Genomic DNA, 13,314 nt, shown 5'->3' on the forward strand with positions numbered 1-13,314 from the left:
CAATGTTTATTCGCTTCTTAATGTTTTGACCGGGTTGCTCAGGGCCGCCCTGGATGCATTGAGACTTACAGTGAGTAACGCGATAAAGAGAATGACGATGCCTACCATGGCAAATACCCCAACACTTATATCAGTGCGGTAACTATAGTTTTGTAGCCATTTATTCATTCCCCACCAGGCTATGGGAATAGCCACTACAAAGGCAAGAGCAACCAGCCATAGAAATTCTTTTGACATGAGCAATAGTAATTGTTGCAGTGAAGCACCCAGTACCTTACGGATGCCAATTTCTTTGCGCCTGCGTTCAATGGAAGAGGCCACGAGACCAAATAAGCCAAGGCAACAAATGAATATAGCCAGGCCGGCAAAGATCACAGAGAGCTTGCCAATCAATTGTTCGTTGATGAACTTCTGGTTAAACTCTTCATCAATGAATTTGTATTCAAAAGGATATTCAATACTGTATTTCTTATAGGTCTTTTCTACAGCCGCCAATGCGTTTTTAAGGTCTGCATTTTTAGCAAGACGAAGGTTTAATCTTCCGGACCATTTGTTCTCATACACCAGCATCAATGGATCTGCAGGTTTATAGGGAGAAGTGATCACCATATCATCCAGCACTCCAACAATAGTACGATCCTTGCCCGCCCAGTTGATCTTTGTACCCAAGGGTGTTTTTAAACCCATAAGCCTGATCGCTTCTTTATTGAAAACTACAGCATCGGAATCGCCACTACGAAAGTCTCTTCCATCAAGTATTTTAGTTCGTACGGTTTGTGCAAAATCTTCATTGGTAAAAATGAATCCAATTACGAGGTTAGAACTTGGAGGAGCACCTGCCCACCTTATGCCAGAAGTGGACATATAGATATCCGTGATAGGGCTGGAAGTGCGGTTAACTGACGATACCAGTCCTGTCTGCAGCAGGTCGTTTTTTAACGCGTCAAAACTCTTGTCCGTTTCAGGGGTAGAATTAACCATAACCAGGTTATCCTGGTCATATCCGAGATCCCGGTCCTTTACATATTGCAACTGTTTATAGATAACTACCGTAGCTGATATCAAAATGATGGAAGCAATGAACTGGAAAGTCACCAATATCTTTCTTGGCAGTAAGGCCTGCTTCCCTGGCAGGAAAGTTCCTTTCAATACTTTTATGGGATTGAACCCTGATAAATAAAAAGCAGGGTAACTACCGGCTACTAGTCCAGTGACCAGGATCATGGCAACAACAAGTACCCAGGTAACAGGCTGGTCAAAAGGTATTACCAGGTCTTCTTTCAATAATTGGCTAAAGGTTGGCACCAGGGCAATGACTATGGCAGCAGCCAAAACAAATGCTAAAACAGAAAGCAAAAGCGATTCTGAAATGAACTGGTAGAGCAATTGCTTGCGCTCTGATCCCAGGGTTTTGCGAATTCCTACTTCCTTGGCTCTTTTTTCAGAACGTGCGGTAGACAGGTTCATGAAATTGACGCAGGCTATGATCAAAATGATCACGGCTATCCAGGTGAAAAGGTTAACATATTCTATTCTGCCGCCGGTATTGACGCCATTGCTGAAATCTCCATACAACCTCCATTTACTCATTGGATGTAATACAATACTTCCCCTTGTAGTAGGATTCTCTCCTTCTGTATGTTCCTGTACCAGTTTCATAACCCTGGAAGCCAGTGCAGGAATATTAGTACCGCTATGCGTTTGAAAGAACACGCGGTTGCCACAGTTCACCCATTCGGTTTCAGATTTTACTATGTCAGGAGAAGAAGGATTGAAGGGGATGATACCTTCAAACTGCAAGGTCGAATTACGGGGTGCGTCTTTAATGACAGCCTTGACATAGGCCGTTCTATGATTGTTGATCTCAACCGGCTGGTTGATCACATTTACATTCCCAAACAAAGCCTTAGCGGTAGATTCAGTAAGGATGACTGCATCAGCATCTTTAACCGCAGTGGAGAGATCTCCCTGCAATGGTTCATAACTAAAGATGTCAAAAAACTCGGGTGATACAGTTAAAGTAGCCTTATTCATTCGCTTATCCCCTGCCGTGAATAAGGTGGTCTCTCCAAAAGATACAATGGCTGCATGTTCTATTTCAGGAAAGTTTGCTTTGGCAGCCTTAGGCAATGGATACATCATATCCTGACCCGTATTGATCTCGCCGTTAAAATCACGATTACACATTACATGGTAAATAGTATCGTAATGCTTATTATTCCGGTCCCAGGAGCGTTCATTATACACCCATACCAGGATCAGTAAGGTGCAGGCCATACCAATAGTAAGTCCTGCGATATTGATAAAGGAAAAAACTTTATGCTTAACCAGGTTGCGCCAGGCAAGTTTAATATAAGTGGTGAACATGAAATTGGTTTTGTAGTTAGATCCTCCTGTGCATCAGGCTATTTGTCACACCATGATATTTTCGAGTACGGTCTGTCCGTCAAGCATGCGCACAATACGGTGACTATACCGGGCATCATGTTCAGAGTGTGTTACCATTACTACGGTTGTACCTTGTTCATTCAGGTCTGTCAGCATTTGCATGACTTCGTTACCATTACTGGAATCCAGGTTACCAGTAGGTTCATCAGCCAATATCAGCTTAGGGTTATTCACCACTGCCCTGGCAACTGCCACACGTTGTTGCTGTCCACCGGAGAGTTGTTGCGGGTAGTGGTTGCGGCGGTGCATGATCTGCATTTTATCCAGCACTTCTTCCACTCTTTGTTTGCGTTCAGAAGGTCTTGCACCCAAATAGATCAATGGCAGTTCCACATTTTCAAAAACAGTCAGTTCATCTATAAGATTAAAACTCTGGAATACAAACCCAATATTTCTTTTGCGCAGGTCTGCTCTTTTTCTTTCATTAAAATCAGCTACCTCAATTCCATTGAACAAAAAGCTTCCGCTATCCGGATCGTCAAGAAGACCCAGGATATTTAATAAGGTGGATTTGCCACAACCTGAAGGGCCCATGATAGCGACAAATTCACCCTCTGCTACGGAAAGAGAAAGTTTGTTCAATGCTACAGTTTCCACATCTTCTGTGCGATAGATCTTTTCGAGGTTTTTAATCTTTATCATTTTGATTTGTTTATAAACAGTTGGAATTAATTGAAATTTAATAACAGGTTTCCGGGCAGGATCTGGAAGGCCACGGTTTCTTTCTTCACCTCAGGTTTTCTTTCTTTGATCTTTTGAAAACAGGCTGTTGTGATACAATGAACACCTAAAAGCGGGATCATTAAAAAGAAGAGTTTCATGGCAGAAAGTTTACGTGTATGTGTTGTTGGTTTTGAACTTTATTTTTTAAGCACCAGTTCCTGCATATTTCCATAATTCTCATAACTGGAGGTCACGATCTTATCGCCGGGCTGCAGGCCACTCAGCACTTCATAGTAATCTGGATTCTGCCGGCCAAGCTGCACATCTACTTTATAAGCGGTCTTGCCATCTTTGTCGACCTTGAAAACCCAGTTCCCACCAGTTTGTTGGTAAAAGCCACCCTTTGCCAGCAGCAAGGCCTGGGTTTCGTCGCTTAATGCCAGGCGAATTTGCAGCGTTTGACCGCGACGTATCCCTTCTGGTACTGCATCGATGAATTCCATATCAACCTGGAAGCGGCCGCTGTTTACCTGCGTAAATACTTTATTGATCTTTAACTTGTAATTTTTGCCTGCAAAAGATGTTTCACCCATCAGGCCAATGAATACCCGCGAGATATAATGTTCGTCAACATCTACACGTACCTTATAGCCGCTTAATACGTCTATCTGGCCCAGGCGCTCGCCCTTATTCTTACTCTGTCCCACTTCCGCATCCAGAGATGTCAGCTGGCCATCAATGGGCGCTCTTACGATCAGGTCACCTACTTTCTTTCGCATTACATTCAGTGCATTCTGTGATCCCAGGTAGGATTGCTGGGCCTGGGACACCTGCTGGGCATTGGAAGATTCATCCTGCTTCAGGATCTTTTCAGTGAGTCCTTTCTTTTCCAGCTGGTAATTATAATTATTCTCAGATTGTTTGAACTCCTGCAAACCAATTGCCTTTTGCTCATATAAGGTCTTGTTCAGTTCATAGATCCTTTTGGCTTCCTTCAACTGGTTATCAACATCAGTCATCTGGTTCAGCTTCGTTGTAGTATTCTGCTGTGCCGCATTCCTTGCTATCTGCATCTGGGTCAATAAATTGTACACAGAGGTTTGCTGGTTCACCAGGCTTAAGGCAAGATCTGTATTTGAAAGGCGAAGGATAGGTTGACCTTTTTTTACAAGAGCCCCATCATCAACCAGTTTCTCTTCTACCCTCCCACCTTCAATGGCATCAAGGTAAATAGTTGTCAGCGGAAGCACCACTCCATTGACAGGTATGAATTCCTGGAAAGCGCCTTTTTTAACTTCACTGATCGTAATGCGTTCCGCATCTACATTCAGCTTGGCCTTTCCTGAGGTAAAATAAAGACTGCCGGCGATAAGCAACACAAGTCCGGTAATACCTGCAATGGTGAGAATCCTTTTTTGGGTCCACTTCTTTTTTTCAATTTTTCTATCCACTGAGCGTTAGATTTTATGGTTTTAATGTAAACTCGTTCTTTCAAATGGCACCGGCACTTAATATCCGGTCCTGCTTTATTACATGACTGAGTCGAAACCAATGCCAATGTTTGACGATTATGGTTTTCAATAAGTTACAATTTTTGCAATCTACGAAGCTGTTCGTTACCGTACAGAAAGTGTACGCTTTTGATACACCGCTCAACTGAACACCTTAAATGGAGGCTTCATTTTCAAAGCCTTGCATTACTGGCATATTTGTAGTTTCGCTACTACCAAATCATTGTACTAATAGTTATGTCTTTAAAAACTGCTTCAGTCCTGGTAATTGATGATGATATTGATGTATTGACTGCTGTACGCTTATTATTACGCCCGGAAGTGAAAGAAATTGTTACGGAAAAAAATCCTGAGAACCTGCGGTCAATTTTAGCTAAACAGGAATTTGATGTCATCTTGCTGGACATGAACTTTAATAGTTCCATTAACACAGGCAATGAAGGGATTTACTGGCTCAAAAAGATAAAGGAAGAGTTCCGCTCCGCGGCTGCAGTCATCATGATCACCGCTTATGGTGATATTGACCTGGCCATTCGCTCATTAAAAGAGGGAGCATTTGATTTCGTGGTAAAGCCCTGGCATAATGAAAGACTGATCACAACCATTAAAGAAGCAGTCAAACGAAAGGAAACCAAAGGCTCGGGCACTGCAACCCTTCCCACCTCCTCCCTGTTTGAAACCGAGTTGCTGGGAAAATCGGAGTGCATGCAGGATATTTTTTACAAGATCCAGAAAATAGCTCCCACCGATGCCAATATTCTCATACTGGGAGAGAATGGAACCGGGAAGGAACTGATAGCCAAAGCAATCCATCATTTTTCCGCCAGGTCAACACAGCCATTTGTAAAAGTAGATGTGGGTGCACTGACAGAATCCCTATTTGAAAGTGAATTATTTGGCCATAAAAAAGGGGCTTTTACAGATGCAAGGGAAGACAGGATGGGACGGTTTGAACTGGCTAATGGAGGAACACTTTTTCTAGATGAGATCGGGAATATTTCCCTTCACCAGCAGGCCAAGCTGCTGAGTGTTTTACAAAACCGAACAGTAACAAGGTTGGGAAGTAACGAGGCCATACCTATTGATATAAGGCTGGTATGCGCTACCAATATACCTATCTCTGAACTGGCCAATGAAGCAAGGTTTAGAAAGGATCTTATTTACCGCATCAATACGGTAGAGATCATAGTGCCACCCCTGCGACGCAGGGAAAAAGACATTATTTTACTTGCCAAACATTTCAGCAGGATCTATAGCAATAAATACCTGAAGCCTACTTTGGAATTTGATGAGAAAGCCATTGAAAAACTAATGCACTACAATTATCCAGGGAATGTAAGAGAACTTCAATATACCATTGAGCGGGCAGTGATCATGTCAGAAGGCAATAGTTTAACGGCTAAGGACATTATCTTCTCCCCCATTGAGCAAACCATGGCCACGGAGGAAGTGCAGTTCTCTAATTTGAGCACGGTAGAAAAAAATACCATACTTCGCGTAATAGAAAAGCATAGTGGTAATATTTCCAAAGCAGCCAAAGAGTTAGGTATTACACGAACCGCTTTATACAGGCGCTTGAATAAATATGATATTTAATAGTTAAACATCATCTTTTCCAGTTACCGGACCTATATCCATCTATACATTCATTATGATCTTTAAAGATTTCCAGTGGCGCATTTTATCCAGGGTCTTACTCCTGGTGATCACTTTAACCGCTGCCTCATTTTTCCTGGTAAAACAATGGCATGTTTACCTGGCACTCATCTCACCACTTGTTATTTACCAGATCATAGAATTCCTTCGATTCCAGAAAAAGACCTATGATGAAGTGAACCAGTTTGTTGAAGCAGTACATTACCGGGACTTCTCAAGGTATTTTGATGTCAAGCATGCTTCCGCCGATATTCAGCCACTGCGCAAAGGATTTAATGAGATCAACAGCACCTTTAAAGTAATATCCAAGGAAAAAGAGACCCAGTACCAGTACCTGCAAAAGATCCTTGAACTGGTGGATACAGGTATCCTTTCCTACGAAATGGAAACTGGCGAAGTTGTCTGGATGAACGAATCCTTAAAGAAAATGTTGCAGTTGCCTTACCTGAAAACCATCCATTCACTGGAAAAAAGAGATAGCACTTTATTTACGGAAATCAGCATTCTGAAGCCGGGGGAAAGTAAGATCGCCACGGCCCACCTGGAAAAATCCCATTTTAAGATCTTATTGTCGGCCACAGCCTTTCAGACAGAAGGAAAGAAGTTCAAACTGGTCGCTTTTCAAAATGTAAATGAAGCCCTTGATGAAACAGAATCCCGGGCATGGCAAAAATTACTGAGTGTAATGACCCATGAGATCATGAATTCCGTAGCACCCATTTCTTCGCTGGCCGAAACACTGAAAAAACGCCTTACTTCTACTGATACCAATACTTTGGAAGATCTTGAATTAGGTATTGATACCATCCAGAGACGAAGTGAAGGTTTGTTGAAGTTTGCCGAAACCTACCGTAACCTGAATAAAATAACAAAGCTCAACCTTCAAAAGGTGTATATAAGGGAACTATTTGGCAACCTGCACCAACTGATGGCTCCCACATTTGAGCAAAAGGGGATTGACCTGGAGATTATTTTAAAAGAAACAGACCTGGTGCTGGAAGCCGATCCGAGCCTGATTGAACAGGTGCTGATCAACCTGATCGTAAATGCTATAGAAGCAGTAAAGGACCAGGAAGAACCGAGGATCATCCTATCTGCAGAACAAACCCTCAACAAGAAGGTAATCCTAAAGGTAGCGGACAATGGCCCGGGTATTCCCGAAGAAGTGTTGGATAAGATATTTATCCCTTTTTTCAGCACTAAAAAAAATGGAAGTGGAATCGGGTTGAGTCTTTGTAAACAGATCGTGATGCTGCACCGTGGCACCATTCAGGTTCAATCGATTGAGGGCAGGGGTACGGTCTTTTCCATGCAATTTTGACCCGCTTTAATAAGTTTACGTTCTAATTCTTATTCTTGCAAAATGAACACAGAGCAGCAGGAAGCATTCATGCGTGAAGCCATTCAATTATCCCTATCCAACATAAAGAGTTGCAATGGAGGGCCATTCGGGGCCGTCATTGTAAAAGACGGGCAGATTATAGCCAGGGGCGCCAATAGTGTTACCTCTACCAATGATCCCACCGCTCATGCCGAGGTGGTAGCCATACGCCAGGCTTGTGAAAACCTGCAAACTTTCCAGTTGACCGGATGCGAGATCTACGCCAGTTGTGAACCCTGCCCTATGTGCCTCGGTGCTATTTACTGGGCCAGGCTTGACAAGCTTTATTATGCCAATACCAAAAACGATGCGGCTGCCATTAATTTTGATGACAAATTTATCTATGAGGAATTGGAAAAGCCGTTGGAAAAACGGACACTTTTCACCCGCCAGCTTTTAAGGAATGAAGCATTGGAAGCTTTCAAAAAATGGTCCGAAACGGAGCAGAAAACTGAATATTGAAAAATGAAGCGATTTCCGAGGTAATTGTTTAGATCCTACCTCTTACGTACAGTTTGTGAAAATTGCTTCCTGATTACAGGAATAAATGAAGTACTGGTTTTAGCATTCTTCCCGGTTAATTAACTTTGTACCATGAAAGGTTCTGAAAAGATATCACCTTTTGAAATGGATGATGTTCTGGTGGATACGACGGACCCATTTCATTTGATCGTGTGGAATGATGAAGTAAACACTTTTGAATGGGTGATCGAATCCTTAATGGAGGTCTGTGACCATAGCTATGAACAGGCAGAACAATGTGCCTATATCATCCATTATAAAGGCAAATATGCTGTTAAGCATGGTTCTTACGAGAATCTCAAACCCATGTGTGATGCGATTACAGACAGGGGAATCGGTGCCACCCTTGAGATAGTTCCTGCATAGTTATCTATAAAATCAGAAACGGGTGCCTAAGTAATGGGGTAATACGGTACGCCAGGTATTCCAGTCATGCGGCCATTCCGATCCCCATATATCCAGTTCATAATTGATGCCCTTATTATAAAGTAGAGAGGCAAAGCTCCGGCTGGCATTGGGATCTTCATAAGCCCCGCTACCACTGAAAATATGAATGTGCTGACTTTTCCGAACCTGTTCCAGGATAGAATGATCAGTCAGGTTAGGAATATAGTGCTGAGGACTATTAAAGTACACATCTTCGTCATAGTACCCTTTTGTATACTCCGTAAGATCGTAAACGCCACTCAGGGCTATCACGCCATTGAGCAGATCAGGCCTTTTCAGGAAAAGATTCATACTGTGCAAGGCTCCAAATGAAGCCCCGCAAATAATAACCGGCGTTTCAGGACTTGTATGTGTTCTGACAAATGGCAATACTTCCTGGTACACATATTCGTTGAATTGCTGATGACGAATGATCTTATGGCGCGGGTCCATATGGTTATTCATCCAGCTTTCATTGTTAATGCTGTTGATGGAAAAAACCTTGACCTTGCCTTCATTTATAAAGGGGGAAAGGGCATCTATCAATTGAAACCTTTCATACTCAAGGTAATCTGCCGCAGCAGTTGGAACCAGCAATAAAGCAAATCCATAGTGCCCGTAAACGGCTACGGGCATGTCTTTATAAAGTCTCGGGCTATACCAGGATGTAATCTGTCTTTCCATGAAGAAGTTATGTACAAAATGAGTAAATGATATGGATCAAAGAATTAAGATACAATAATAACAATGCAGAAGACCAAAACCCTGTTTTTTTGCATATTTTAAATATTAAACAATAAGTTGGGAGCTTTAAAAACCTAATCAGTATTTTCACTTAGCGATATAGCAACAGCATGCAAGATCAGCCCCACAAAGATGCTTCCTCACTTACAACAGGTAGTCCTCTCCCGGAGGAAATTGCCTTACAGTTAATTATTAATAACCTGGATGATATATTTTTTCTCATTGATAAAGAATTGAAAATAGTTCTTTGCAGTGAGGCAACAAAGGGTATGGTAAAGCAATACCTGGGATACAGTGTTCGTCCCGGCATGTCTATACTGGAACTGGTGCCATTGAAACGACGAAGCTTTGTTGAGGGAGTCTATAGGGACGTATTAAATGGAAAAGAGCGATGGACTGAAATTGAGGTTCCTGTAAATGGCTCTATCAATTACTTTGAAAGCTATTTTAAACCGGCAAAAAATGAAAAAAAAGAGATCATTGGTGTATTGGTAAGTACAAGGAATATAACAGGAAAAAAACTGGCTGATCTGGAGCAATTAAAAATCAAGGAAAGCCTCAGGTTTTCAGAACAACAATACAGGACTTTATTTGAAAGCAATCCCCTTCCCTGCTGGATCTATGATTTTGAAACGCAAAGATTCCTGGAAGTGAATGAAGCCGCTATTAAACACTATGGTTATACCAGGGAAGAATTCATGCAATTAACCATTTTTGATATCCAGGCAGAAGAAAATATAGATAAACTAAATAGCAGGATCAATAATAACAGAACACAAAAAACCTATTCCTTAAATAACTGGCAACACAAATTAAAAGATGGACGTACCATCTTCGTTGACCTGCGCATTAATTCCATTAGCTACCAGGGAAAGGAAGCCAACCTGGTAGTGGCCCATGATGTGACGCCTAAAGTAGTTACTGAAATTGAATTGCGTAAAAGCAATGAACGATTTCGGCTGGCAGCCAAAGCTTCATCGGAAGCACTTTGGGAATGGGATGTAATCACCAAGGAAGCCTATATCAGCTCCACTTATACAGACATGATGGGCTGGAAGGCAGACGAATTCAGGAAGTTTGATGAATGGTACGATTATATCCACCCGGATGACCAGGAGGAGACAATAAAGTCTTACCAGCAAGCCATTGATGATCCCAGGACAGAACGATGGGAATATGAATACCGGTACCTGAAATCAGATGGAAGTTATGCGTATGTAAACGATAAAGCAGTTATTGTCAGGGATGAAAAGGGTAATGCCATTAAGGTAACGGGTGCACTGCAGGATATCACCGAAAAAAAACGCATAGAAGGAGAATTGAAGAAAAGCAATGTACGCTTTCAACTGGCCAGCCGTGCTGCTTCTGATGCGATATATGAATGGGACCTGCTGGCGGGTGAATTATACTGGAGTGACAGCCTTCAGTCACTTTTTGGTTACCAACCTGCAGAAGTTACTATTGAGGTCTGGAAACAATTATTACATCCTTCCGAAAGTCAAAAAACAATTCAAAGCCTGGAAGATACACTGGCTCATCCCCGGAAAAAGATTTGGAACCAGGAATACCGTTTAAAGCGTGCAGACGGTAAGTACAGCTATGTATTGGAAAGAGGATTTATAGTAAGGAACAGGGAAGGCAAAGCCCTTCGGATGATCGGTTCCCTTCAGGATATTTCTGAAAGAAAGTTCCATGAACAATTATTATCCCTTGAAAGATCGATACTTGAACTTTCAGCCAACCCGGATATTGAACTAAAGGAAGTGGTAAACACCCTTTTAAAAGGTATCGAAGAAATCCATTCGGAATCCCTTGCTTCAGTCATCTTGTTAAAGAATGACCATGTTATGGAACACCTGGCTGCTCCAGGTCTTCCGCAAGAATATGGGTCAGCTATCAATGGCCAGCATATCGGGCCCGCTGAAGGTAGTTGCGGCACGGCCATGTACCTTAAAAAACCAGTCATTACTTCTGATATAGATAAAGATCCGCTTTGGACAAAATATAAACATATAGCTGCCAGCTTTGGCTTAAAAGCCTGCTGGTCACTTCCTATTATTCACAGTTCAGGAAAAGTACTGGGAAGTTTTGCCATTTATCATAAAACGGTGCAGACACCCGACAATAACGAGCTGGCCACAGTGGAACGCCTGCGGAATATTTTAAGGATCGTAATGGAGAACCGCTGGTCATTACAAGAGATCAGGCTGGCCAACGAACGTTTTGATATCATGATGAAGGCTACCCATGATCTTATATGGGATTGGAACCTGGAAACAAACCTGGTGTACCGGGATCCTGTAGGTTTGAAAAAAGTCTTTGGCACTAAGGATAACATGGGTATTGAAAAAATATCCAATTGGATGAAACGCCTCCATCCGGGTGACACCCAAAAGGTAAAATCAGTCATTTCACGGATCCTTAATGCGGTTCATGAAAATAATTTTGATGTCGAGTACCGGTTCAGGCGAGATGATGGATCCTATACCCATGTGTATGACAGGGGTATTATCATCCGAAATGCGGAAGGCAAGCCGATACGGATGATCGGGGCTGCCCAGGATGTATCTGAAAGGAAAAGGCTGGAACGGGAACTGCTGAATAATGAACTGGAATACCAGAAAGCCATCAACCAGGCTACCATTGAAACCCAGGAACAGGAAAGAAGCGAGATAGGTAAGGAACTACATGATAATGTGAACCAGGTGCTGACTACTACCAAATTATACCTTGACCTTGCTATCAGCAACCCGGAATTAAAGGATGACATGGTATTGAAAGCCAATAAAAATATTATAAATGTAATTAATGAGATCAGGCAGCTTTCCCGGTCCTTAATGAACCCCAGCATTGGCGATCTGGGCTTGATAGACTCTATCAACGATCTCATCGAAAATATCAACCTCACCCGTAAACTTCATGTAAGTTTGCAGGCGAAGCCAGAAATTGAGGATCTATTAGATAAAAATCAAAAGCTTACCATCTTCAGGATTATACAGGAAGCTCTTAATAATGCCATAAAGCACGCAAAAGCAAGTAAGGTGAGTATTAAGATATTATATAATGCTTCCCTTGTAGAAGTAATTATTGAAGACAACGGGATAGGATTTAATATTCAGAAAGTTAAGAAAGGGGCCGGACTTAAAAATATTCAAAACCGTATTTACCTTATTAATGGAACACACAATATTGAGAGTGCTCCGTCTAAGGGATCAAAAATAATTATCAATTTCCCTTTTAAACAAAATAGCATATCCTAACTAACTATGGAAAAGATCACTATTCTCATTGCAGATGACCACACACTCGTGAGAGAGACCTGGAGCTTTATTTTAAACACCGACCCACGCTTTAAAGTAATTGCTGAAAGCGGAAGTGGCGAGGATGCCGTGGAACTGGCCAAACAACTGAGACCACAGGTTGTCATTATGGATATCAACCTGCCTGGCATGAACGGTATTGAAGCAACCCAGTTGATCCGTAAATACTCACCTGTTTCGAAAATATTAGGTGTATCTCTACATACCCAACCTACCTACGCCCGCAAAATGATCCAGAAGGGCGCCATGGGTTATGTGACCAAAAATTCTTCCCGCGAAGAAATGTTTAAAGCCATCATGGAAATTCAGAATGGCCGTAAGTATATCTGCGATGAGATCAAAAACATCCTGTCTGAGCAGGTCATCAGCGGAGAAGACAACCAGAATGGTTTAAACTCACTGTCTCAAAGGGAAATAGAGATCATAGCCTTTATCAAAAAAGGGCACTCTTCCAAAGAAATTGCCGACTCATTAAACATTTCTGTAAAGACCGTGGAAGTACACCGGTACAACATACTGAAAAAACTGAACCTGAAGAATGCAGCTGCATTGGTAAACTTTATCAACAACAGCCAGCTCGAATTCGAAAATTAAAGGATAAACAGTTTTCGGCAATTCACCAGGCCAGTTTCAACCTTATATT

11 protein-coding genes are annotated in these 13,314 nt (G+C 42.0%); 6 read left to right on the top strand and 5 right to left on the bottom strand.

Annotated elements, in window-relative coordinates; genetic code table 11:
• Positions 1–6: 6 nt before the first annotated feature.
• Genes BP74_RS02855 through BP74_RS02870 form a run of 4 tightly spaced genes read right to left on the bottom strand, consistent with a single transcriptional unit; the run spans position 7 to position 4,562 of the window.
• A complete protein-coding gene (locus BP74_RS02855) occupies positions 7–2,367 on the bottom strand; it encodes an FtsX-like permease family protein (RefSeq protein WP_496370875.1) in 2,361 nt (786 codons plus the stop codon).
• Between the two features lie 45 nt (positions 2,368–2,412).
• Positions 2,413–3,090, bottom strand: coding sequence for an ABC transporter ATP-binding protein (locus BP74_RS02860; protein WP_072833603.1), 678 nt, complete (start codon positions 3,088–3,090; stop codon positions 2,413–2,415).
• 26 nt (positions 3,091–3,116) lie between these two features.
• A complete protein-coding gene (locus BP74_RS02865; protein ID WP_496370878.1) occupies positions 3,117–3,269 on the bottom strand; it encodes a hypothetical protein in 153 nt (50 codons plus the stop codon).
• A 39-nt stretch (positions 3,270–3,308) separates the two neighbouring features.
• A complete protein-coding gene (locus BP74_RS02870) occupies positions 3,309–4,562 on the bottom strand; it encodes an efflux RND transporter periplasmic adaptor subunit (protein WP_496370880.1) in 1,254 nt (417 codons plus the stop codon).
• A gap of 297 nt (positions 4,563–4,859) precedes the next feature.
• Between BP74_RS02870 and BP74_RS02875 the strand changes: the two genes are divergently transcribed.
• The 4 genes from BP74_RS02875 (at position 4,860) to BP74_RS02890 (ending at position 8,547) form a co-directional block, all read left to right on the top strand.
• On the top strand, positions 4,860–6,218 hold the full coding sequence (locus tag BP74_RS02875) for a sigma-54-dependent transcriptional regulator (RefSeq protein ID WP_496370882.1): 1,359 nt from the start codon (positions 4,860–4,862) through the stop codon (positions 6,216–6,218).
• Between the two features lie 55 nt (positions 6,219–6,273).
• Positions 6,274–7,599, top strand: coding sequence for a sensor histidine kinase (locus BP74_RS02880; RefSeq protein WP_496370884.1), 1,326 nt, complete (start codon positions 6,274–6,276; stop codon positions 7,597–7,599).
• A 42-nt stretch (positions 7,600–7,641) separates the two neighbouring features.
• Positions 7,642–8,121 carry a nucleoside deaminase gene (locus tag BP74_RS02885; RefSeq protein ID WP_496370886.1) on the top strand — a complete coding sequence of 160 codons (480 nt, stop codon included), beginning with the start codon at positions 7,642–7,644 and terminating at the stop codon, positions 8,119–8,121.
• 132 nt (positions 8,122–8,253) lie between these two features.
• The gene (locus tag BP74_RS02890) at positions 8,254–8,547 is read left to right on the top strand and encodes an ATP-dependent Clp protease adaptor ClpS (protein WP_496370888.1); all 294 of its coding nucleotides are present in this window, start codon (positions 8,254–8,256) and stop codon (positions 8,545–8,547) included.
• 12 nt (positions 8,548–8,559) lie between these two features.
• Here BP74_RS02890 and BP74_RS02895 read toward each other — a convergent pair whose 3' ends face one another.
• Positions 8,560–9,291 carry an esterase family protein gene (locus tag BP74_RS02895; RefSeq protein ID WP_496370890.1) on the bottom strand — a complete coding sequence of 244 codons (732 nt, stop codon included), beginning with the start codon at positions 9,289–9,291 and terminating at the stop codon, positions 8,560–8,562.
• A gap of 170 nt (positions 9,292–9,461) precedes the next feature.
• On the opposite strand from BP74_RS02895, the gene BP74_RS02900 reads away from it, so the two are divergent.
• Both BP74_RS02900 and BP74_RS02905 read left to right on the top strand, forming a co-directional pair.
• A complete protein-coding gene (locus tag BP74_RS02900) occupies positions 9,462–12,611 on the top strand; it encodes a PAS domain S-box protein (protein ID WP_496370892.1) in 3,150 nt (1,049 codons plus the stop codon).
• Positions 12,612–12,617: 6 nt separating this feature from the next.
• Entirely contained in the window at positions 12,618–13,265 is a 648-nt protein-coding gene (locus BP74_RS02905; RefSeq protein WP_072833400.1) for a response regulator, read from the top strand.
• Positions 13,266–13,314: the final 49 nt, after the last annotated feature.

The sequence above is a fragment of the Flavisolibacter ginsengiterrae DSM 18136 genome (assembly GCF_059568575.1).